This is a genomic window from Vibrio sp. OY15 (assembly GCF_000742455.1).
Classification (GTDB): domain Bacteria; phylum Pseudomonadota; class Gammaproteobacteria; order Enterobacterales; family Vibrionaceae; genus Vibrio; species Vibrio alginolyticus.
In genome coordinates, this window is record NZ_JPIL01000002.1 from 61,160 (window position 1) to 83,181 (window position 22,022).

The 22,022-nt window shown below is 44.9% G+C and carries 18 protein-coding genes and 1 pseudogene; 6 read left to right on the forward strand and 13 right to left on the reverse strand.

Features of this window, described 5'->3' with window-relative positions; genetic code table 11:
- Positions 1–2,085: 2,085 nt before the first annotated feature.
- Positions 2,086–3,162, reverse strand: coding sequence for a replication initiation protein (locus IJ23_RS03650; protein WP_024703815.1), 1,077 nt, complete (start codon positions 3,160–3,162; stop codon positions 2,086–2,088).
- Positions 3,163–3,251: 89 nt separating this feature from the next.
- Positions 3,252–4,169, reverse strand: a complete 918-nt coding sequence (locus IJ23_RS03655) for a hypothetical protein (protein ID WP_033905418.1) — start codon at positions 4,167–4,169, stop codon at positions 3,252–3,254.
- Between the two features lie 546 nt (positions 4,170–4,715).
- Between IJ23_RS03655 and IJ23_RS03660 the strand changes: the two genes are divergently transcribed.
- Positions 4,716–5,072: a hypothetical protein gene (locus tag IJ23_RS03660; protein ID WP_161781339.1), complete on the forward strand. Its 357-nt coding sequence runs from the start codon at positions 4,716–4,718 to the stop codon at positions 5,070–5,072.
- A gap of 91 nt (positions 5,073–5,163) precedes the next feature.
- Here the strand turns inward: IJ23_RS03660 and IJ23_RS03665 are convergent, their stop codons facing one another.
- Together IJ23_RS03665 and IJ23_RS03670 are read right to left on the reverse strand one after the other, a co-directional pair.
- Positions 5,164–6,117, reverse strand: coding sequence for a hypothetical protein (locus IJ23_RS03665; protein WP_050550055.1), 954 nt, complete (start codon positions 6,115–6,117; stop codon positions 5,164–5,166).
- A 13-nt stretch (positions 6,118–6,130) separates the two neighbouring features.
- On the reverse strand, positions 6,131–7,804 hold the full coding sequence (locus IJ23_RS03670; protein ID WP_050550056.1) for a portal protein: 1,674 nt from the start codon (positions 7,802–7,804) through the stop codon (positions 6,131–6,133).
- Between the two features lie 380 nt (positions 7,805–8,184).
- Here IJ23_RS03670 and IJ23_RS03675 point away from each other — a divergent pair, with 380 nt between their 5' ends.
- Entirely contained in the window at positions 8,185–8,451 is a 267-nt protein-coding gene (locus IJ23_RS03675; RefSeq protein WP_033905420.1) for a hypothetical protein, read from the forward strand.
- Between the two features lie 83 nt (positions 8,452–8,534).
- Here IJ23_RS03675 and IJ23_RS03680 read toward each other — a convergent pair whose 3' ends face one another.
- A complete protein-coding gene (locus IJ23_RS03680) occupies positions 8,535–9,713 on the reverse strand; it encodes an RNA-guided endonuclease InsQ/TnpB family protein (protein ID WP_033905421.1) in 1,179 nt (392 codons plus the stop codon).
- 58 nt (positions 9,714–9,771) lie between these two features.
- Here IJ23_RS03680 and tnpA point away from each other — a divergent pair, with 58 nt between their 5' ends.
- From tnpA to IJ23_RS03700, 4 genes are all read left to right on the forward strand, one after another.
- A complete protein-coding gene (tnpA, locus tag IJ23_RS03685) occupies positions 9,772–10,188 on the forward strand; it encodes an IS200/IS605 family transposase (protein WP_033905489.1) in 417 nt (138 codons plus the stop codon).
- Between the two features lie 539 nt (positions 10,189–10,727).
- Positions 10,728–10,967 (forward strand): hypothetical protein, encoded by a 240-nt coding sequence (locus IJ23_RS03690; RefSeq protein ID WP_017634062.1) that lies wholly within the window; start codon positions 10,728–10,730, stop codon positions 10,965–10,967.
- 3 nt (positions 10,968–10,970) lie between these two features.
- Complete coding sequence (locus IJ23_RS03695) at positions 10,971–11,744, forward strand: ParA family protein (protein ID WP_033905422.1); 774 nt, start codon at positions 10,971–10,973, stop codon at positions 11,742–11,744.
- On the forward strand, positions 11,741–12,658 hold the full coding sequence (locus IJ23_RS03700) for a ParB/RepB/Spo0J family partition protein (protein WP_033905423.1): 918 nt from the start codon (positions 11,741–11,743) through the stop codon (positions 12,656–12,658). Before IJ23_RS03695 ends, IJ23_RS03700 begins: the two co-directional genes overlap by 4 nt.
- A gap of 21 nt (positions 12,659–12,679) precedes the next feature.
- Here the strand turns inward: IJ23_RS03700 and IJ23_RS03705 are convergent, their stop codons facing one another.
- The 8 genes and pseudogenes from IJ23_RS03705 to IJ23_RS03735 form a co-directional block, all read right to left on the reverse strand.
- On the reverse strand, positions 12,680–13,012 hold the full coding sequence (locus IJ23_RS03705) for a hypothetical protein (protein ID WP_050550057.1): 333 nt from the start codon (positions 13,010–13,012) through the stop codon (positions 12,680–12,682).
- A gap of 92 nt (positions 13,013–13,104) precedes the next feature.
- A pseudogene (locus tag IJ23_RS03710) lies at positions 13,105–14,550 on the reverse strand (hypothetical protein).
- A 28-nt stretch (positions 14,551–14,578) separates the two neighbouring features.
- Entirely contained in the window at positions 14,579–14,701 is a 123-nt protein-coding gene (locus tag IJ23_RS25690; protein ID WP_258479591.1) for a hypothetical protein, read from the reverse strand.
- A gap of 84 nt (positions 14,702–14,785) precedes the next feature.
- Complete coding sequence (locus IJ23_RS03715) at positions 14,786–15,469, reverse strand: hypothetical protein (protein ID WP_033905424.1); 684 nt, start codon at positions 15,467–15,469, stop codon at positions 14,786–14,788.
- A 68-nt stretch (positions 15,470–15,537) separates the two neighbouring features.
- Complete coding sequence (locus tag IJ23_RS03720) at positions 15,538–20,331, reverse strand: hypothetical protein (RefSeq protein WP_033905425.1); 4,794 nt, start codon at positions 20,329–20,331, stop codon at positions 15,538–15,540.
- Positions 20,328–20,954: a hypothetical protein gene (locus IJ23_RS03725; protein ID WP_033905426.1), complete on the reverse strand. Its 627-nt coding sequence runs from the start codon at positions 20,952–20,954 to the stop codon at positions 20,328–20,330. Before IJ23_RS03725 ends, IJ23_RS03720 begins: the two co-directional genes overlap by 4 nt.
- Positions 20,947–21,360, reverse strand: coding sequence for a hypothetical protein (locus tag IJ23_RS03730; RefSeq protein ID WP_136976912.1), 414 nt, complete (start codon positions 21,358–21,360; stop codon positions 20,947–20,949). Before IJ23_RS03730 ends, IJ23_RS03725 begins: the two co-directional genes overlap by 8 nt.
- Positions 21,357–21,680, reverse strand: coding sequence for a hypothetical protein (locus tag IJ23_RS03735; RefSeq protein ID WP_017634052.1), 324 nt, complete (start codon positions 21,678–21,680; stop codon positions 21,357–21,359). Before IJ23_RS03735 ends, IJ23_RS03730 begins: the two co-directional genes overlap by 4 nt.
- Between the last annotated feature and the right edge of the window lie 342 nt (positions 21,681–22,022).

A 22,022-nucleotide genomic window follows, 5' to 3' on the forward strand; every position in this document is an offset into this window, starting at 1 on the left:
CTTAGACTTCGCTTTGGCCAATGCAATTAAGAACGGTCAGAACAACCTATATGACTTGTGTAAAAAGTGGAAAATCCATTTATATAAGCTACTTAGTAAGTTTAACAGTTCTCTTTTTAAAGTGGATGATGATAAAATCCACCTCGCATAGACGAATACGTTTAGCTATCGGGATAAGAGTAATGGAAAGCTTCGGGGAAACTCGAAGCTTTTTTTCGGCTCAACACTCAATCCGAACATTCAAGAATTTACGGCATAAAAAAGCGCCCACTCATAGAGCAAGCGCTTACCGTTCGGAAACCTACCAAACACCCACCAGCAACAAAAACCACAACCAAAAACCACAACCAATATAACAATAAGTGTCGTATTAACTACGAAACATGATTGGTGGAAGGTAAATCACTTCACTTTAAACAAATTATATTTATATTGAATACATAGCTACTTTATACAGATCAAAGATCAAACTGGATGTTATACATCGCCGATTTAAGTTAATGTCGATTTTTGATTATTAGGTTTTCAATGCACTTGGGGTGCAAATTTGGCAAGTGTATAGTGAAAAAAAACGCCTTACGTGATACCAGAGCGTTTAGCGTCTTATCACCGTCAATTAGTTGAGTTTAATACTGTCAACACTTAGGCTAATTGGAAATTAGTGAGCAAAAACTGGCCAAAATGATAGGAAGCTTAGCCACTTAAGTTGTACGGGGAAGCATTTTTGTTTTTAACAGGATAAGATGAGTTAACAGCAATACATTGAATGCGTTAACCCATCTGCTAGAAGCGGCAACTTTCTTTTGAGGTTGGCATCAAGCAGAAACGGAAAATGAACATGAATTATTGGATAAAAATCTTGCTCATATCCCGATTCATGTAGAGAAATGAATATTTTTCAAAGCGTTTCTTTATGAGAGGGGAATTATCTGATAACAATGGGACATAAGGACTTGGGAGTTTTCATGCTCCTAAACCCGAAACAGATAGCCAACGCGTTTGGGCGTTTGCAAAATTGGCAAAAAGTCTGGAATACTAGGCACAGCACGACTTGGAACAAAACGTTCCCTAATAACCTTGATGGTGTGAAGAATATAAAAAAAGGCTGGATTCGAAGAACCCAACCTTTAATTAGGAGGTAATTATGTAATCACCAACCAAGCTCGAAGCAGCTAGAAAGCTTCACTTCGTGCATACGGGTAATCAATGGTGGCCGCCATTAAAAACCCTTGTGCGTTGTCTTTCACCATGAGCCTTATCAGGGGAACAAATGGTAAATTTAATTGAACTGCTTATAGCGATAATCAATCTAGTCGCCGTTATAGTGCAAGCACTATTCGGTTAACCAACGCAGCTCTAGAAGTACATTGTTGCTTCTAGAGCACACTTACAACTATCCAACAATTAATATTTCCTGTCAATTCGTGTTTTTGTCAAGAACTCACACAAATGCGATCGCTATTCGGTTATGCCAGCCCAATTTGCCTTTCATAGTCCCTGCTACTATAAGCTAGATTGGAAATTGACCTACCACTACTTGTAGCACGCCGTTGTCTATAGCTAGGATCATTAACTCATCTAAACAACAAAAACTTGTTGTGTATGTGGGAAACTGTGTAAATCTTTGATTTTCCAGTTATCCACATACGCTATAAAGATCTATATTTAACTATATTAATCTATGGTAACTATAGATCTATAAGATCTATAGGAATTGTAAGTTATTGATATTAATGGACTTTAAATCTTTTAAAGATCTTTTTTTAGGTCTTTGAGTAACAAGATCTAGGTTTAATTGATCATTTATTAGGTGTTTGTGATCTTCTTACAGGCTTTAATGCAACATAATTTAGGTGAAAGTGATCATATATCAGGTGATTGGGTAACATATTTTAGGTGTTTATTTTCTTAAATGACATATTTTAGGTGTGTGAGATGGTTATATCGAAGTCTTGTTCGGTTTTTTTTACTTTCGAGTCAATGATCACGTCGGATTCTCGCTTACATACCTAAAATGTGTCACATAGCTCATTTCAACCTAAAAAATGTCATCTATAGAGCGCATGACCTAAAACTTGTTAGCTATCAGTAATCGTGAGTATCGGTTAGTTCTGAAAGGGTATCTATCTTTTCCATTAACGACTCTAGTTCATGTATTCCATCATCATGTTTTTGTTGCTCTTTTTCTGAGTATCGTTTTGACAAGCTATCTTCAACTTTAAGAGCGTGGTCTTCTTTACCCACATAGCGGTACGCGATGGCAAGTGATTCTAGTTCAGACTCGGTGAGTCTGACTTGGTTTTGAAGCCTTTTCAATTCGAGTTGTCGAATTGTCTTTAGAGCATCGTGTTGATTTAGTTCATCAATTGAACCTAGCTTAACCCACCGGAAGAGAAACTTGATTCCTGTAATGGTTCTACCTTTCTTTACAACCTCAAACCCCTTATCACCCTGGCTACTTTCTAAAAATAGAAGCTCTTTGCTAATCTGAGGATGTTCAGAAAGTTCTTTAATACTTTCCCGGATACAACGTTTCATAAATACGCTGTTGTTTTTGAAGGAACTTTTATCTTTTTTCAGCTTCCCTGATTCGTCCAAAAGCCCAAATATTCCTTTCAGTTCACTAAGCTTTTGCGCATGCATTTCAAAGCCCTTGTCTTTGAAACGACTAAGCAGTTCGTACAAGCGCTTAGAGTACTCCTTTTTTACCTCAAAGAAATTGCGAGTGTTAATCAGAGCAAATCCTTGATTATATTCAATATACTCTGGTTTAAGCATATCGTTAGGAACCATCGTAAGTATGCCGTGTTTATAAGCGATATGTTTAAAAAGAGGTCTATAGTCGAATTCAATATCACCTTTCGGGGTTTCCACCTTTATCCCGATTTTTCGACTAGCTAGGCGGTTCGCTACTGGACTTAAGTTGCTACCGATATGTTTAGACTCAACACCTAACCACTCTGATAATTGATGTGAAGTAAATTCATAGTGTGGTGTTTTCTGATCCCAGTCGTTTGGTTTCATATGTGCAATCATCAACGCAAACATATCAGCTTCCCTAGCGGATAGATCTTGACGACTAAAGACCAGTTGATGGCCTTTTTTGATATGTTTCGGGAGGTTATCGCTTACCGCAGGGTAGAAATATTCTTCATCACTCATGCAAATGCACATCCATAAATAACAAGATTTAGGTAATTATGACACATTTTAGGTCACGCATGTATAGAAATACTCACATCAAGCAGTGATTACAGATACCTGACTTGTACTCGCCCGACTGCGTCACGATAGTATTCAACTAAGCCTTGAGACTCTTTCTCGGAAATGGTGTTCATGTACTCTGCTAACATGGTGGCTGTATCACGAACCTTGTTCACGCTAGCTTTCACGGCGCTTGCAGCCTTGTTGTGCCAGCTAGCAATCACAAACTTAAGGTATGACACGAACTTAGGCGCTAAAGGCTGTTGGTGCTTGTTGTACAGCTTGATAACACGACGAGCTCCACTAGCTGATAGGCGGCCTTGCTTAGCTGCTAGTTGAAGTTGTTTTACTTCGTCAGCGTCACGTTTGAAGATCTTCAAAAACCAAGAATCAGACGGGACACCGTTATTAATTTTATTTTTACTCTCTGTAGAGAGATCTTTTGTATTTATAGTGCCATTTTTGTTTTTGTCTGATTGTTCGCAAGCCTTGTCAGCACTGGCCTCAAGAGGTTTTTCCACAGAAGCCCCCCCTGAGTGCCGTTTTTGTCTATTAAAACGCTTTTGTGCAGCTTGTAGCGCGTATTTGTATGCGCCAGCGAACATTTCTTGGATGGCGTCTACGCATAGAGTGATGTGACGTAGATTCTGACCTGTTGCATTGTTTGGCTTCTGTTCTCGGACAATTAAGTTCAAGTCTTCTGCTGTTTTCAGTTGTTTTTTGAGAGTGTCAAAAGTGGTTGGACGACAATCATAGCGATCGCAGTTCTCGTTGTAGACCTGTACCAATCGAGTAGTTGATGCAAAGCAGGTATGGCCATGCTTAAGAATATGGCTTGAGATAGTTTCTAGTAGGCAAGCAAGTTTACGTTGTGCCGACGGTTTATTGGCTTTGATATTGGAGGCTTGGGTTCTGAATCCTGACTTCCAGTAGCAAGGATGCAGTAAAAGCGGTGTGTTTTGCATAAAATTTGATCAAAAAAAAGGCGTAAAAATTTGCCACCGATCTCTTTGAACGTTATACTTACACCTGCTTTAGTGTGGTGTAATTTGTGTTAACGTTCGCTGAGATTGATGCTCAATCTAAACTGTTAAACTAATTACTAACCATTTGAGGCATTAGTCGCCAACTAAATGTCTCGCCTGATTAGGCTTCGGTCTAATTCATTACGGCATAATGACTTTCCTTAAGTTCGTTTGTCGTGACGCTTTAAGTTAGCCGCTTAAAGCTCGATTGCAGTAAGAAAGCCCGCTCGCCAAAGCGGGCTTTTTTATTTTCTGTTGCCCGAAATCGAATCTCTTTCTCTCTATCACGGTATCGCCATGATCTAATTACAGAAAAACTCCCCTATTATTGATCGTAAATGGTTGATCAAACAAGTCCCTGTATCAAAGCGATTCCGAACAAGGTGCGTTACCATCTGGCGCTAGAGTTTACCAAAAATTTTATCTATTTAAACTCCTTTTGGACGTGTTAATATTCCGAACACGCCGAATTTTGTGGATAACTCTGTGATGAAATTTACTCCCCCACTAAGTGCTGAACAGAAATTGGAAACTCAAGTTAACCAATTAAAACAACAATTTAAGCGCCGTCAGTTCCCGAAAAAGAACGCACCAGCGCTACCGTTGGATTTGTTAGTAACAATCTCAGGTTGCACCTTTGGTTTGCATAGCCAAAAAGACGGTAGACTCGTTCTAAAGGCCGATAAGGCGATTAACTTTGATAAGGGTGTCAATGTGTTGCGCTCAGTGTCGTATATTGCTGGCGCGCGAGATAGCGTATCTATCGCTGGTTGGGACTGGCGACCAACGCACTTCAAGAAAGATAAACTCTATTTGCGTCCTGTCGCGCCTAGTAATTTATAAAATTCCGAATTGGCCACCAGTATTTTCGATTTAATTGAGTGTTTTTTGTACTTAATTACTAATCGCTGGTGGCGCTTTTTAATTGATCAACTTATTGGAATTTTCGTGATGAAGATCCGAAGTTGACGAATTGCTGTTTAATTTGAGGCGCAACACTCACTTTTTGCTCTACTGGAACGTAGCTATTTGTCGGTAAAGTTGCCATTTTTCGGGAACCTAGCGACTCAAACATAGCTCGCACCACTTGATGATCTTCCTTGGTGGCCATGTTGGCGATCGCTTTGCGCTGCGCATCGGTTACATAGATAGGTAAAGAGTCCACAACATCAAGCAGCATCGAGGTTGCCTTAGCGTTTTGCTCTACCTGTTCACGCAATTCTGCGTTCACGCTTTCTAGGTACATAAGCTGGTTAGTAAGATCACCGACAAGCTCAACATTGGTCTGTTGAGTCATGTTCGCGTAGATATTACGCGCGGATTCCTCATCAAAACCTTGTTCCTGTAGCGATTCGAGGATCATTTGCTTGCTGTTCGCACTTTCCATCATCATGGCCGGATGGTCTAGGCTGATATAGTTCGGCTGCAACACGTAGTCCATACCGTGATATGAAGTCGTGATCGATGCCTCGCGTGTATCTTGGCCACCAGTCGCCCAACTCCAACCACCAGCACGGCTATTGTGCAAACCTAAAGCGATACGGCCTGTATCGGTATCTAAAAACTCTTGAGTGTGTTCAACAATACCGTCATCTGAACAGGTGATAGAGACTGTGCGGTTAGATGGCACGTTTTCTACCACAACCGGACGACCATTAATCATGATCACCTCAGTTTCACCGATTGAGAGCTTATTAGCGCGTTGGCGGGATTGATGGCCATAGTAACCATACGCTTCGCCTAGTCGTAGTAGCTCTTGAGTTCGTGGGCTGTTGATCATCGCTTGCACGGCTTTGATGATGTAATTACGCTTGTTGGCGCTAAGCTTGCGACCGTCATTGAATAGGCTGAAACGGTCGGATACTTGTTTAAGTGCTTTTGCTGTCACTTTCTTTTCTCCATTAATGGCTTTGGATTTCGGTTAGTAGGTCGAGAACTACGTCTCTAACGAATCGTTCCGCTTCGCTTTGGTCAGTCATGCCAATGGATTCCATCATTTTGTCGTTCTTGGCCACTTGAGCCGCGAGCTCGGAAATGACTTCATTGGCCAGCTCGGAATCGAGGCCAACAACGGACGTGTAAAGATGGTTTTTGAGTTTCGGAGACTTGCCGATTGGGGATTGCTCGATAAGGTCAAGCACGGTGGCCAGCATGGTTGCGTAGTTCGCTTGAGATTCCATTGCATCGGCTTTCTCTTGCTCAATAGCGGTATTGAGAGAGTTAAAGCGGATCTCGAATGGCATATCGTTATCGTTCCACACCTTGCCGTCTCGGTAGATGGTGTGAATATCGATAGCGCGCTTAACGAACGCCACCACGGCTGCGCGGATTTGGTTGGCGCGTAGTGCAGATTGAATCGATGTGCGGAAGAAGCCGCCCTCGCCTAGTCCACCAGAAAGAAGATCACCAAACCCAAGCATGGATGGGTCTACGCCAAGCGTTCCGGCTAAGCGTTTAAGGTGAAACATAATGTCTTCGATGTGGGAAATATTCGGGTCAGTGGTAAAGGTATCGATCTGCAAGCCACCTTTAGCGCCGCCCATAAATGGCAATAGCGTGTTGATAACGGTTGGAATGAAACCTAGCTTGCGGGAACGGTCTACCACCTCTTGACGGTCTTGCTTCATCTGGTCAGCGACCATGTTGATGTATTCCGCAGCTCCGGCCGCATCTAAGCCGTCAGTGTTTACCGCTATCATGCGATCGATAAGTGAAGCATTCACACGACTTGCGCCGAGCGCTGCAATGGACTGGCGAAGCATCGACCAAGCCTCAAAACAGGTCAGAAGAATGGATGTGCCGTAGTTCTGCGTCTCGATTGGCATGCGTGAATACGCATCGTCATAAAGTGAGTAGCGCTGGCCAGTGTAGTTAACTGGCGGTATATCCATATCTGGTCGCCAGATTGGCATTTTTAGTGGGATAAGCGCCCAAGGCTCGGCAAGGCGTACCTGTTCGCCGTTCGCTCGGGTTTGTAGATATTCCGCAGTAAATCCCGCTAGCTCGCCCGAACGTTCGTACTCACGAATTTGGTTTGGCAACGTGTAGTAGTTGGCCTCAAAGTGAGTAATACCCACGCCCTCTTTCGTGTATGGGCGAACATAGTTAACCCCATAAACCAGCGTTGAATACGTCCAGTTCATTAGGTTTTCGTTGATTGGAGTTAGCAGTTCTCGGTTAAGACGGCCTACGTACTCGGCGTACTTCTCATCGGTTGGATGAAGATACACAGCCATGCCATTGTCGTTTGATACCGAAAGAGCGTGACCAAGGTGCAGATTGAGCGCGGCATCAATCGTGCTGTCCTCGGCCATTTCCTTGAGTATCGGATATAGCATGAAGCGATCTTTCGGCAGCTTGTGCAGAAAAAAGCGGTCTGAGCTTTTTCGACCGTCATTGGTCAGAGCGCCGTTGCTTTCATCTAATTGGTGTTCGCGATCGTGGAATGGCGATCCCGTGTATCCAGCGCCAGATTCAAAACTTATCCCACTCTCTTTATCGTCATTCTCGTTAAAGAAAGGGAACGCTTGTTTTAAAGCTGCCGCTAGCCCAATTGATGCCTTGTTTTGCGACATGTGCGACCTCGGTAATTTGAGGCGCTTTTTACAGGGATGGGGATGATCTTGGATGATAGCGCATCGCGTCAACGTGACCAATACGCTAATAAATCATTGATTTTCTATGCGTTAATTTTTTTTAGTCAAAGTTCAATTGCTTGCCTTTGAATCTTGGTTACTCACCAAAAACACTAATTTTTATTCTTGATGATAATAACCGTGTTCGGAATAATTATCTCGTCCCTAAAAATCTACTTCCTTAGATATTTTAGATTATTCATTAACTTAAATTGATATTGATAGTGGCGTTTTTTTGGGATGGGGAATAGGAAAGGAAAAAGTCGGGCGAAAGCTCGACTTTTTTTTGGCTTTTATCCAAAGAATAAAAGGCACGTTCGATGAACACTGATTTAACCCGCAGTATTGAACAGGCGACAACAATCGATGAACTGGTACGCCAGTTTGAAGCCTTGCTCGCTGTCGATATTAGCGACACTCCAAAAGGCCACCAGCGCCTTAAGGCTAACCAACTAGCCAAAGATATTCTCGCCAAGTACAACGGCGACTACTCCAACGTTTCACCCGAAGATAAAGCAGCTCTGCGCGACTACACAGGTTTTGGCGGTATCGGTGGCTCCACCAACGAATACTACACGCCTAATTGACATCCTCTCCTAGCTAAGTCGCTAGGGGATTCCCATTACTAGGGCGCACACTAAATTGCTTTAGGTGCAAGGTTCCTGCTTCATCAAGCGGCTAATGCCGACTCTCCACAGGCTAACAAGCGGTGTCCCCGCTCTAAAATATTTAATGCACCAACAACATCTGCGTTGTTGGTGTAACCGCACTCAACACACTTAAAATGAGCTTGAGTCTTGCGGTTATCTTTCGATACGTGACCACAACAAGGGCAGGTTTGACTTGTGTATTGTGCTGGCACTGCGACAACCAAGCCACCACGCCATAGCTGTTTATACTCAAGCTGTCTTCTGAACTCATACCAACCTTGATCGAGGATTGATTTGTTCAGTCCTGACTTGGCTTTTACATTTTTACCGTGCTCCTCTATATTGCCTTTTGCTGATTTAGACATATTTGATACACGTAAGTCCTCAATCGCTATCATTGCGTGATTCTTGCTGATTAAGCTTGAGGCTTTGTGCAGGTAGTCTTTGCGGCAGTTGGCAATAAGAGTGTGTAGCTTTTGAATTTTGGCTTTCTGCTTTTGCCAGTTAGCAGAGAATTTAACTTTTCTGGATAGCTTTCGCTGCTCGATAGCAAGGCGTTTCTCGTGTTTGCGAAATGCGTTAAGAGGCTTTAGGTGCGAACCGTCAGACAGCGCAATGAACTTGGCAATCCCAACATCAATACCGATAGCAGAGCTTGATTTGTGTTTAGGTTCGCCAATTTCTTGTTCAACTTGGAATGATATGTACCAGTGTCCAGACTTGAAGCTAACAGTGCAATTTTTGATAGTTCCTTTCACCTCTCGAGACTTACGGAACTTCAACCAACCTAGTTTGCTTGGCAGCTTCACTCGCTTTCCGTCCAGTTCGCAATACTTATTAAAGTTAACGAATCTAATCGAGTCTTGGTTTTTCCCTTTTTTCTTGAAGCGAGGCTTTTCAGCGGCTAGAGACTTATCAAAACAGCGCATCCATGCACTTTGCAAGTCTTTAAGTTTTTGCTGCAAGTTATCCGTGTAAGCTTCTTTTAGCCACAAAAGACCGTCTTGCTTCTTCCACTGAGTCAGAAGTTTATTCAACTCAAAAGCGCTAGGGATTTTCTCGCCACTCTCAAGCTTGTCAAGACAGAACCGCAAACCGTGATTCCACACAAACCGAGCGTGACCGCAAAGCACGGTAAGTCTAGCCGCTTGTTCAGCGGTAGGCTCTAGTCGAAATTTGTATGCTTTGCGTATTAACATGACAATCAGTGTGAATATTGATAATGTATTTATATTATCAACTTACATCCAAAAGGCAATATCAGTGTGTGATGATTTTAATAAGGGTAGGCATAGTTGTTATTCACTGCATTTACATATCGTTTTCGTGACAAAATACAGAAAGAAAGTGTTTGGAGATTTGCATCTACAAAGTCTTGAGGCGACTTTCAGGGAGCTTTGTTTGGGCTTTGATGCGGAGCTAAAGGAATTTAACGGAGAGCCTGACCATGTTCATTTGCTAATATCAACATCTCCGAATACACCTAGCGTTGCAAAATTGGTGAACTCGTTAAAAGCAACCAGTTCACGCAGGATTCGCAGGGAATTTAATGATGTAGCAGGAGCGTTTGGTAAGAATGTGCTTTGGAGTCGTTCATACTTTGCTGGTACGTGCGGAGGTGCGCCATTAACAGTGATCCGCCAATACATCGAGCAACAGGATAGACCGCATTAAGGTGCTATCGCACCTTTGGCTATTCCCCTCCCTGCTTCTTCGCAGGGAGTACCCTAGCCACTTAGGATGGAATTTGGTAAGAAGTTCTCGCATGCGAAAACTTTTGAGATAGAAAAAATAAACCCCGCCACTGAACAAATGGCGGGGATTGCACGTTGAACAGATAAGCTTTGATGCAATCAATCCTACCCCTAATAGTTTTGTTGCCGCCTATCTGTAATTTAATTTATATGAAATAAATTTCATACTCAACAGGTTTTTCAATATTTTTTTATTAAAAACAATGAATTATGCAACTAGGTGCTTTCCCCTTCTTATGCCTGTTGACGCTGCTCTTTGTAACCTAGTTAAGTAATAGAATTGTCAAAAAGTTTTCGCATGCGAAAACACATGGAATCAATCTCACAATTTATCTAATGTTCTCGCATGCGAAAACTTGTGCAATCGGTTCTGTTTGTTACTTTTTTTTCTTGTGCTGTTGCTACTGGCAACGTATAGTGTGTGCCTGTTGCCAGTGACAACAATCGAGAGGCATTGATATGGCATCCAAGGAACGATGCGAAAGATTAAATCAATTAGTCCAAAAGGCAGGAAGTACCAGAAAAGCCAAGCAGCTCATTGATGGCGTTAAGGGTGTAAGCCCTTGCCACACTGCTATTTACAAAGCAATGCACGGCGGCGGTACAACTGATTACGTAGTTCAGTGCTATATCGAGGATCTTGAGGTAGCACTGAGCAAACCAAAACAGCAAACAAATTCCACCAGCAAAGGAAATTAATTAATGAGCATTATCATGGCGATTGCCAACCAAAAAGGCGGCGTTGGTAAAACAACTTGTACTTACAACTTTGGCATTAGCATCGCTAGCCAAGGCAACAAATGTCTATTCCTGGACTTTGACCCACAAAACAACTTAGGCGGCTCAATCGCACCGGAAATGGTCGAGAATCCAGAGTACACATCTGCGAGCTGCCTACACAACGCTTACAACCTTTTTGAAAATCCAGTAAAGGCTAAACCTTTCGAAGTCAGCGAAAACGTACACGTTATTGGCGGCGATAAGCGCATGGGTAACATTACTCAATCACAAATCTTAAACGTGGCTGAGTCTATCGACCTTATCAAAGACGACTACGACTATATCTTTATCGACTGTCCACCAGCGGCGAACGCGCTACAGCATGCAGCGCTACTTGTGGCCAGTAAGCTACTTATCATTAGCCAAGCACAAAAAATGTCGATCAAAGGCGTTAATGAGCTGGTTAAGACCTCGCGCCAAATCCGTCGAATGAACCCTGACTTGGAAGTATTAGGCATTGTCCTAAACCTTATCGAAGCCAACATTACAAACGACCAGCGCGAACAGGAAGCGGAACTTCGTAAAGAGTACGGCAACCTAGTTTTTGAAAACAAACTGATTAAAACAACGCGCGTAAGTGAAGCTCTAAACCAAGGCAAAGCACTGATTGAAAGCAACCCTAAAGCGGCTGAGAAATTCGGCTTTACAGCGGTTTGTGAGGAACTTTGCAAGCGCATGGTAGAGGTGACAGCATGACCAAAAGTTTAAGAGATCGAATCAAGCTTAGCGACCTAGATAATCTCTTGGATGAATCAGAGGTAGAAATCCGCGATGCAGCGAAAGTGTTGGCTATCCCTAAAGACTCTTTGTATTCAGTCGAGCAAGTTCGTGAAGAATTTAATGATGAATCACTACTTGAGTTGTGCGAAAGCCTAGAAGAAAACGGCCAAATTCAACCTGTCGTTGTTTACCCGTTTGATGGCAAGGGATACAAAATCCAAGAGGGTGAACGCCGTTGGCGCGCCACTATGCTGAGCGATAAGCTAACTCACGTTGAGTGTATTGTCCGTGAAAAGGGCGATATTTTTGGTCAGCTCATCGAAAACATTCAGCGAGAAGATTTAACGCCAATCGAATTAGGTAAGGCGTTTAACCAAGCAAAGAAAAAGCACAATCTGGATAACCGTGGCTTGGCTAAGCGCCTTGGCAAATCTGACGGCTACATTTCGAAATACCTAAATGTGCTTAAAGCCCCTGACTTTGTTTTGGAAGCATTCCAAAAAGGGATTATTGGTGATGTAGAGTCCATCAACGAACTACGCAAAGCAACCGTCGATAACTCTGAGCGCGTTCGTGAAGCACTGGAAAGCGGCGAGAAGCTAACACGCCAAGATTGTGTAAAACTGCGCACTGGCGAGCTAGATAGCAAGGTGGAAGTTGCACCTCAACCTAGCAAACCAGAGAAAGCAGAAAAGACCGATAAGACACCAGTAAGCAAAAAGCCTACGGCAAACCAAAAGCCTACCAGCATTTGTGTGATGGTTAATGACCGTCATGGTTTGGTGTTCGCATCTGGTAAGCATAGCGACAAGCTAACGGTACTGTTTGATGATGGCGAACTTGAGCAAGTGCCAGTTGGTGAAGCTCAATTAGTTGGGTATCGTGTGTAAAGTTCTCGCATGCGAAAACTTTTAAAGCGGGTGGCTAATTAGCTGCCCGTTTTTCGTTAGGACGTAATACCCGCCGTCACGGTAGACACCAACCACATAGTGATCGAGCGGCACGTCTTGCCAGCCAAATAGCCCTAGTTCGTCATCGCAATAAGCGACGATATTCACCAGCTTTACCTTTTGGACATGCAGTAGATAGATATTATCTAGCGCCCCTTTAAATGGTCTGTAGATATACTGGCCATCTTTCCTTAAAGCGGGGATCTCATTCCCTGCGACTGAATGGCCATCGGCAACGCCGTCTTCGTTTATGTCGATTAGCCCGTAGTGATAACGATGCCTGATAGTAAACATCCCCTACTCCCAAATGCAAAAACGCCAGATTTGACAATTAAATCTGGCGTTTTTGTGTCTATAAAGGTTGTATAGGCAATATATGCCAAGAACTATTTTAGAGCATGCCTCGAAGCGTTTGCAAGTTCGTCCAGTTGCACACTAGACTCGAACACAAAGCCTGTTTGTACCCCCTCGTTTTCTAGCTCTTGATTTACACGCCCAAGAATATCAATAAGCGATGCACCGCCGCCGCCAAACATATCCCCGAGCGCTTGGCCTTGGTGAAGCAGCTCACTATTGATTGCCTCGGCCATTGCCTTAAATGCCAGTGTCATGCGTTTTGCGCTTCGGTTGTTCGCAGCAATGAATCTCGCCAGCGCTTCGGCCTCGGGATCGTTGTCGCCAAACAAACCGGACTGAGCTAATAGCTCATCGATGTGCTGACCGGAATCTTTGGCCTGTCTTACTAGCTCGGTTGCTTGCACCAATGAGTCAAGTGCTGACTTAGCGAGGTCAGGTTGTGAGGCGTTAATTTCCACGGCTTCTGCCAGCGTTCCAGACGTGTTTTTATGCACCTCTCCGCTAAGGTATTGCATCTCAACAAACGCGCTTGCTGCACCGTTTAGCGCGCTCAAAATGTTGCGAATTTCGGGATCGGCTTCCTCGGCTACCAGCTTCACCAACTTCTCGTTTTTGTACGCCTTGGCAAACACGGCATTTTGCATGCGCTCAATCAGTTGCTTGGTTGGTCGGCCATCTTCGGTAAGTAGTCCGGCGGTTGAGTTATCCCCAATTTCAGTTAAGAAACTGTTTATAAATCCTTGGTTAGACTTGGCCAAAAGGTTGCCTGTTTCGCTCGGTTGGAAAAGGGCAATCATGCGGTCATCGATGCGCTCTGCGTCAACCCAAGCCGTTTCGGCGGCGCTCATCTGTTGCAAGTCAGAGAGGTTGGAGTCTCGGGCAAACTTAGCACGGTTAACTTTGGTGACACGTTCTCGAACCAACACTGGCTCGCGCATGCTCCCAACTTTCTCCGGTGATAGGTCGAAGCGCTCCGCATTGTCGATTAGGAACTGGCGGTACTTATCAGCCTTGCCCTCTCGATACGCCTCGATGATAGCTATGGTTCGACCATTCCCCGACTCCACCACATTATCCGAGCCAACAATCGGTGCGCCGTGGCTAGATAGTCCAGAATCGGTTTATTGTTGTGGACGCAAATCGTTGGCCATCTTTGAGATCTGCAATTTTGAGGATACGCGAGTACGGTCGCGCGGTTGCAGTTCTTGCGGGAAGTTCGGATTGATTCGACCGTCTAAGTCATTCGATGGAATAAGGTCGCTGGCTTCCACGACTTTAAAGCCTGTTTCTACTTCGTCGCCTTTTGCTGTCACAACGTAGCTGGTGCGACCTAGCTTGGGTTTTGGATTGTCTGTTGCGTACAGTTGAACAATCTCGGCTAGGTCATTGATGCTTTTCGCCTCTTTGATTTCGGCGCTAATTGATGTGAGTTGGTTCAATTTGACCGCTCCGGTTGGAGTGGCGAGTTTTCGCATGCGAAAACTTTTGGGACAGGGAAAAGGATTAAAGGCTCTTAAGCAATGCGAAAAGCGCCTTGGCGTAGTTATGACGTTCGCTGGCTGCTAGTGCAAGGTTTAAAGATTGCTTGTAGTAATAGTCTGCTCGGATTTTAGTGAAAATATTCATCGTTTTTTCTCAAGTTCTCTGAAAAGTTCTCGCATGCGAAAAGTATATAGAATGTCATGTTTTAAAGTTCTCGCATGCGAAAACTTAAGCGGCCAGTTTGTCAGGATTGTGCTCGAACCATTCAATCGCTTTTTGCTTGATGCTATCTAGCTCCAAGCCCTCTGAGTGAACGTCTCGCATTACATCAACAAACAACGATGGCTTGGCTGTATTAAACTCCCCTGCAAGGAATCTCGCAACCAGTTCGCTTTGTTCAACTGGACGTTCGCCATTGTCGCGCTCATTCTGCTCAATGTGCTTAGTGATAATCTTGATAGCCTTGCTACGGTCAGCGCGCGACCAGCTACCAAAACCACCATTTTTCTTGGCTGAGCCCGCATCGTTTTTCCAGTAGTCCAAACCGCGCGCAACATGCCCCTTGTAGCCAAACTGGAAGTTTTCGCCATCCTTGTAAACAACGTAGTTATCCCCCTTTTCAACCATTTGGTAGTTAGGGAAAAACGCCATTTCGTATTCGTACCAGTTAGGCAGAAGTAGCACTTCATTGAGCTTTTCAATCTTATCGGAGCGGCCTAACTTGGAAAATTCTTCTACCGATATTGGCTCATCCGAACTTGATACCGGTTCCTGCTCAACCTTTTGGTTAGCGCCTGTCAGTTTATTAAGAATTTCCACCAGCTCACGGTTCTTCTTGATGCGTTCACCAATCGATAGCTGGCCACTCTTAAGCTCTTTCAACAAACCCGCAGCATCGCGGTTGAGCGTCATTTTTTCTCTTAAGCTTAACACTTGATTCTCTCCGGTTTAGGCCGCCGAAGTGGCGGCCTTGGTTGTGATTAAATTTGCGCTTGGATCATGCTTGTGATGTTGCTTAGAGCGGCATCCATCAACGCTTCGTTCTCTGCTATTTGGTCGTTAGCTTCGAAGTGGGCGTAAGCCTGTTCTAGTGCGGTTTGGAACTCATCAACCAATTCCGGCGTAGGTTCACCAGTGAAATCTCGGATTTCCTTTAGTTTCTCTACATGTTCCATTTCTTCGTTATTGCCCTCTGTTTCAGATTGAGGCGCCTCACTACTTAGATTGAACGCTTTCACTAATAGCGCTTCCATTTCCGCTGTATCGTCAAATTCACCGATCAAGTCGTTGCCTTGGTATAGCGCGAACTTGTACTCGCCATCTTTAGCGATCGGATAAATGTCAGCGTGGCTTTCATTTAACCATGAACGGGCGATTAGCGGAGCGTACACGTTCGCTGGCACTGAGCCATTTACTGAGTGGATACCTGCCGCAACACTTGGTTGTACCAATGCGCCTTTTTCGTTGTAGTAGGTATCCGCAGATTGCCAGTCCTTAATCGTCTCAAGTTGAGCTTTCGCTTTTTCGCTTAAGTCGGTCGCTAGAATGTCGAATAGAACGTCTAGGCTGTAAGTGAGTCCGTCCTCATCTTTCGCATTAATCGACTTCACTCGGCCTGTTGGGAAAGTCACTTCCTGCTTACCAAGTTTTAGCTCTAGGTTGGTAAAGGCTTCTAGCTGCTCAAGCGCTTTCGCTTCTTCTTCATCTAGGCTTTCACGGAATGAGGTAACGTCTAATACGTCATCCTCTGCCTGTTCGCCTTGCTGGTGCATTTCAGTTAGAGACGCGAGCTCTACCACTTTGCGCTCTTTACCAAAATCAAAGTCCACGGTTAGGCGGCCACCAAAGAAATTGCGATCGTGGTAATCGGTCATCGTGTCGCTGTTGTTGTAGTCGTATTGGCCTACATAAGCGTTAACGAACTCGATCAGCTGATCTACTGCTTCGGTATAACGGCTCATACCGTGTGGCGCTGGCGAGTTAGGGTTATCAATCTCGAACTGTAGGTAAGCTGGATTGTAGAGCATGACGTTTCTTGGCAAGTCAGTCAGCGTTAGGTCTAGTGTGCCGTAGCGAGGCTTGCGTACTGAGATTTTAACGTCATTACTGATCTTGCCAGCTTTCTTAAGCTGAGCGATAAAGGCGCGGATTCGCTTAGCGATTTCACCCGTATCTCGAATGCCCTCGCTCTCATAGATTGAGCCAAATGAATATTGAGTTGGGTCTAGTGCGAGAAGTTGTTTTTCTTCCTCGGATGCACCCTTGCTCACTTCATCTGCTGTGTCAGATTCTACGGCGTTCTTAGCACCCAATAGCTCAAGCAGTTTGTTCGCACCGTCAACCGTTAGGTAGCTGCGAGAATTGGTGTTAGCGATAAAGCGTAGCTCTTTACCCTTGTTCGACTTCGCAGAGAAGAAACTGTAGCCAAATGTATTTTCCATTTGGTTCTCTTGTTCTTCGGTTAGCGCAATGCCGTTAATCTTGCCGTCATCGTCCACCTTGGCCAGTAGCTTGTCGGCGTTCTCGCGTAGTGTTGGGCGCGAGTGAAGCGAACCCGAGCCGTTAATGGCCAACGTTGAATACAATGATTCAAAGCCGTTGATTGTGGTGAACATAGCCGGACTGACAGGCTCAAGTGGTGCGCTGTATTCCGTCTCTGCAATTTGCTCAAGCGTTTTGCCGTCTTTAAGCATGTTAAAGATTGCAATAGTGCTTTCTTTCACTGCTTGGTCGTTTAGTTGAGTCGCTTTTTGCTGCGCTGCTGCGCCCTCTAGGCCAGTTTCTAGCACCTTGCCTGTGTACGTATCGATAACGCTAAAATCAGATTGGCCAATAGTGCCAACTGGTGCGTAGCGTTTCTCGCGTGTCGCCTTGAATTGACCTTTATGGTTCAAGTCAGGCAACGCAGCAAGGCTAGGGAAGCCACGGCTTTCGTATTCCGCTTCGATAGCTTTTGTGTACCACAATGGCATGACCGAGTTATGGATAGCGCGCGCCATCTGTTCATTGTCGATCTGCTCATCGTTATCCAAGTATCTAAAACCATGCATTGCCAGGATGTCTTGGTTGGTAACACTTGCCATTGCATAGTGCTGAGCAAAGAGCTCATCTGAACTTAGTTCGGATAGGTCAGGGTAGATACCGTCATCAATCGCCTTAATGAAGCGCTCAACTTTTTGGTAGTCCTCGCCTTGGTCTGCCATTGCTGGAATGACGGTTTCACCTTTTGCCTTGGTGTAAGCTACGTCTCCCTCATGGTAAACCGTAGTCGCGCTAAACGCTTTTTCTACGTCATCCAGTGCTAACGCTTCGCCGTTCTCAAACTTCTCGTATAGGTCGCCACGTAGCGCGCGTAGGTCGAACATTTTCGCCGTTGCACTAAAGAATCCGTCACGGTAGTTCAAGATAGCTTGCAGTAGGTCAGCGCGTTTCGCACGGCGGTTAAATGGAATGCGATGAGCCGTTAGGAAATCAGTGATCTCTTTGCGGTTCTTAAATTGCGCTTCCAGTGACGCTAGGGTTTCACCTTGTAGTGATTCCACTAGGTGCGCTTGTTCTGAAATACGCTTAGCTTGGTCATCCACTTTCTCGCCACGTTTTAGTGTTTTACCAGTACCTAGCGTTAGGTCAGCTAGCATAACAAGACGTTTGCGATCGCTTGGGTTTACTGACTGCATATCCTTAAGTTGGGATAGAGCTGCTTCTTGGAAGCGCATGCGGCCTTGCGTGTGTTCTGCTTGGCGCTGTAATTCAGCATCGCTTTGAACCAGCATTAGGTCTTCGGCAATCTCTTGAATCATGTCCGGCGTCACAAGGTCAATCGATGCGCTCCATAGCTTGTACGCGTTTGGATTTTCCTTGCGGTTCTTCATTTCTGGTTGCTGGCGTAGCTGCTTAGCGAACGCTGCTTTGAAGCCCACTTGTTTTAGGGTATCGAGCGTAGACTGAGGAATTTCATCAACGCCTTTGTCCTCAACCCATTGGTCTAGCGCTTCGGTTGCGATGCGCTCCGCTTCTTCTAGGTCGCCCTCAACCATGCCAAATAGCGGCTCTAGGTCAAAGTTACTTACTAATTCTGGTGGCAGTTTTTGGTCATAAGCGATCGCACCGTGGCGAATGCCATTACCAGCGTCAGCGAATTGCTCTTTGGCCGATTCTAGATCGAGGTACTTAACCACTTGATGTTGTGGCGGCGTCGTACCCAAGCCATAAGGGCGTAGACGTAGGCCATACCAGAATAGGTTATCCGTGGTTTCGTCTTTGTCTTGGTCGTTCGCGTTTGGCTCGTCGTTCTCAATTGGTTGTGGTTCTTCGTTGCTGTCATCGGTATCTTGAAGCAACTTAGATTCGCGATCGTAGTCAGCCAGAATAAGTGATTTAGCAGCTTCCCAACCTTGTAGATCGTCGCCACCAGCAAGCGGTGAACCCTCGCCGTAAGTGACAGCCAAGGTTTGGTTATCGCGCGCGTGGATCATGTACTGGCCAAAGCTATCATCGTCGTTCGCGTCAGGGGATTCGAAGTAGACAAACGGCTCGCTATCTTCGCCTTTATCCATCTTCCAGCCCTTAGCAATGGTCTTGCGACCAATAAGAGCCAATAGCCATTCTTTGCGCTCGATATTTGCTTTTCGTTCCCGTTCTTCGTCTGACAACTGAGGAAAATCGTTTTCAATTGAATCACGGATGTATTCTTTAGCCTCGGCAAGCTCTGATACCGTCATAGCACCTTTATCGAGGTCATAAATCACATCATTGATACACGACTCTGAATAAGTGCTAGGAACGTTTTGATTTGCTGCACCTGCAAACTCTAATGAGTCTTTAAACTCTTGGCTTAGCTGCTTAACAAAGGCATCAAGATCGCCATTGAAAGCACGGTTAATGATGAAGTCGCGTTTCTCTTGCTTAGTCCATGAAGCGTCCCATTGCTCGATCACTTGAGACGAACTACCACCAGCGTTTACATTTTTCGTTGCTGTATTTGCTGCTGGCTTGATAGCAGCAAGCTGTTTGCGTAGTTCTTCTTGGATTTCGTTCTGCGTAGCAATCTGAGTTTCCAAGCGCTTCTCTTTCTTGGCCAGCTCATCGAGCTTTTGTTCCAAGTCGGTAGCTTCTTCGCCTAGTTGCGCAGCTTGTTCATCAAGTTCTTGTGCCTTTTGTTGCGCTTCTTCCAATGCTTTCTTGTCAGCGTCTTTCTTGGCCTTAGCAGCGACAAATTTCTCGCTGTTGTTTTCAAGCAACTGCGCTAGCTTGTTGGTCACTTCCTTAAGGGATAAATCCATGTTGCCCTTTGGCGCGACTACGTGAGTAATATCGCGCGAGTTCATTAGAAAGCGGAACGCGATTAACGTGTCATCTGGATTGATTTTTAGCGGATCGTTATCCGGCGCATGGAACGCAATAGAAATGCTCTGGCCATCTGAAAACGGGATTTTCACCATTTGGACAGCAACCGCACCAGACTTGCGCGGTTTGCCTACTTCAACGGCTTCTACCGATAAAGTAGGGGTTTTACGCTCCAAGTGCTTACCGAATTGCTGAGCACGAAATTCAAGCCTTGAGGCTTTCGATTTGAACGCCTCTAGCATCATTTGTGGCACAGGTTTGCACTGATACAAGTAGGTGTTCTCCAAATCCTCAAGTGACAATGCTTCTAGGATTTGATCGGCGTTTTTACCTTGCAGCACCGCTTCAATCTGCTCCGGCGTGAGTTTCTTGGCCAGATGGTCGATGCGATCCACAATCTTGATTTGATTTTGACTGGTAAACATCATGACTTTGCCGCCTCTAATTGTGCTTCAAGTTCTTTGGTTTCTTGCTTCTCTTGCTCTAATGCAGTTTCGAGATCTGCTATGCGGCGTTGTTCTTCTTCCAACTTAGTGCGAACGCTATCCCGAGCGGCTAGGGCATTGGTGTAATTGGACTGAGCGACTTGTTCAGCCGCTTTGGCTTCTTCAAGTCGCTTAGCAATAGAACGTGTAGCTGGTTGAATGTCTGAGGTGTCTTTAACGGCTTTAGCCGCTTTACGTGCAACTTGCTTGTCAAACTTGCTTTGGTTGCGCTTCATTAGGCGAACCATTTCACGCGCAAGCTCGCGCTCGTTCTTCACGCTAGGGATAGGCTGTTTAGTGCTGTTGAGTGTCATTTGGAAAATATCACCCTCATCACCAATAAACAGCGTCATTGACTGGCCATTATCAAAGAATAACTTGGCGCGTTTAACTGTCTCGCCGTCTCGTCTCGTTCTCTTGTTCGAGGCTTCTACGTCTGTAACAGTCGCACCAGCTTGTTTTAACGCAGTGATCAGACTCTTAAGGCCGCGTTCGGTCACGTTGTCAAAATCGACCACCACATAGTTATGTGACTGGTCTAGTGCAAACTTACTGTTGTTACGCAATTTCAAATTCCTCTGAATATGTCGTACAGGTAGGAAAGATTTTGTACAGCGGATTGATTAGGGAACAGGAGCGCTCAATCTTAACGTCCAGAATCCACTCGCCATGCAGCTTTTCCCCCGCTTCGAGTTCGAGTAACTTGCGATCGAACGTCAGGTATTCGCTGTTATGTCCGGCGTGTGAAAAGTCGAGCTTACGTGTGCGAGTAATGACGGCTTTTGGTCGTTTTTTACTGCGCAACGAATAGGTTAAAGTCCCACTCGTTATGGCTCGCTGAGATTGATAACCAAGAACGAATCGAATCACATCGGGATCGTCCATCTGGTTTGCATGCAGTATTTTTACTGCGTTTCGTTTAAGCAAAAATCGGTCAGCAATGGCTAGGCCAATTACTGCAAATTCCATCATTTGCCTTGCCCTCCGGTATTAAAAAATCTCGCTAACATTTGGCTAGCCAGCTTGCGGATAAAGTTGATCGAGTCTGCTCCGTTGTTCGACGCAATGAGGACAAGCGCGCTGGTATAACCAGCCTCCACACCCTCGCTTTCACACAAGTAAGCGACTATCAAACCGACCACCAACGCCAGCGTTAGCTCGGTTAAAAAATCAAGGAATCCACCAGCTAGACGTTGCTCGCGTATGCCTTGGAGATATGACCCAACACCACTGAGGACAGATAGAGCCAGTACGCTAATCGCAAAGCTCTCACCAACAACTGACACTGGCATTAAATCCCCCTTTCGTATATTACCTAGCGAGTGTATTCGGAATGGTGGCTTTTGCTCAATAGACGGGCGTTACTTACTTTTGAATGGGTATCAAATAGGGCTGTTTTGCGGAAAAAAGTTAGATTTCAAGAGCCTATATAAAAAAGAAGCCTCTCACCCAAAAGGCTGGTGAGAGGCTAATCCAAGCGTTTTGTTGCGCGGCAACGCATACAAAACTTCCAACGAGGATAGTCGAGTCGAATCGATATTTGACGAGGAAGATTATATAAATATTGGTTTTCGCATCAATATGCGCCCATGTTTTCGCATGCGAAAACTTTTGCAAAAAAAGGGACAGCATCG

Coding starts and splice junctions, on each gene's coding strand:
- IJ23_RS03655 (WP_033905418.1), bottom strand. CDS start 4,169: ATGCAAAACACACCGCTTTTACTGCATCCTTGCTACTGGAAGTCAGGA.
- IJ23_RS03730 (WP_136976912.1), bottom strand. CDS start 21,360: ATGATGGAATTTGCAGTAATTGGCCTAGCCATTGCTGACCGATTTTTG.
- IJ23_RS03670 (WP_050550056.1), bottom strand. CDS start 7,804: ATGTCGCAAAACAAGGCATCAATTGGGCTAGCGGCAGCTTTAAAACAA.
- IJ23_RS03715 (WP_033905424.1), bottom strand. CDS start 15,469: ATGACGCTCAACCGCGATGCTGCGGGTTTGTTGAAAGAGCTTAAGAGT.
- IJ23_RS25690 (WP_258479591.1), bottom strand. CDS start 14,701: ATGAATATTTTCACTAAAATCCGAGCAGACTATTACTACAAGCAATCT.
- IJ23_RS03705 (WP_050550057.1), bottom strand. CDS start 13,012: ATGTTTACTATCAGGCATCGTTATCACTACGGGCTAATCGACATAAAC.
- IJ23_RS03695 (WP_033905422.1), top strand. CDS start 10,971: ATGAGCATTATCATGGCGATTGCCAACCAAAAAGGCGGCGTTGGTAAA.
- IJ23_RS03700 (WP_033905423.1), top strand. CDS start 11,741: ATGACCAAAAGTTTAAGAGATCGAATCAAGCTTAGCGACCTAGATAAT.
- IJ23_RS03690 (WP_017634062.1), top strand. CDS start 10,728: ATGGCATCCAAGGAACGATGCGAAAGATTAAATCAATTAGTCCAAAAG.
- IJ23_RS03735 (WP_017634052.1), bottom strand. CDS start 21,680: ATGCCAGTGTCAGTTGTTGGTGAGAGCTTTGCGATTAGCGTACTGGCT.
- IJ23_RS03650 (WP_024703815.1), bottom strand. CDS start 3,162: ATGAGTGATGAAGAATATTTCTACCCTGCGGTAAGCGATAACCTCCCG.
- IJ23_RS03720 (WP_033905425.1), bottom strand. CDS start 20,331: ATGATGTTTACCAGTCAAAATCAAATCAAGATTGTGGATCGCATCGAC.
- IJ23_RS03675 (WP_033905420.1), top strand. CDS start 8,185: ATGAACACTGATTTAACCCGCAGTATTGAACAGGCGACAACAATCGAT.
- IJ23_RS03680 (WP_033905421.1), bottom strand. CDS start 9,713: ATGTTAATACGCAAAGCATACAAATTTCGACTAGAGCCTACCGCTGAA.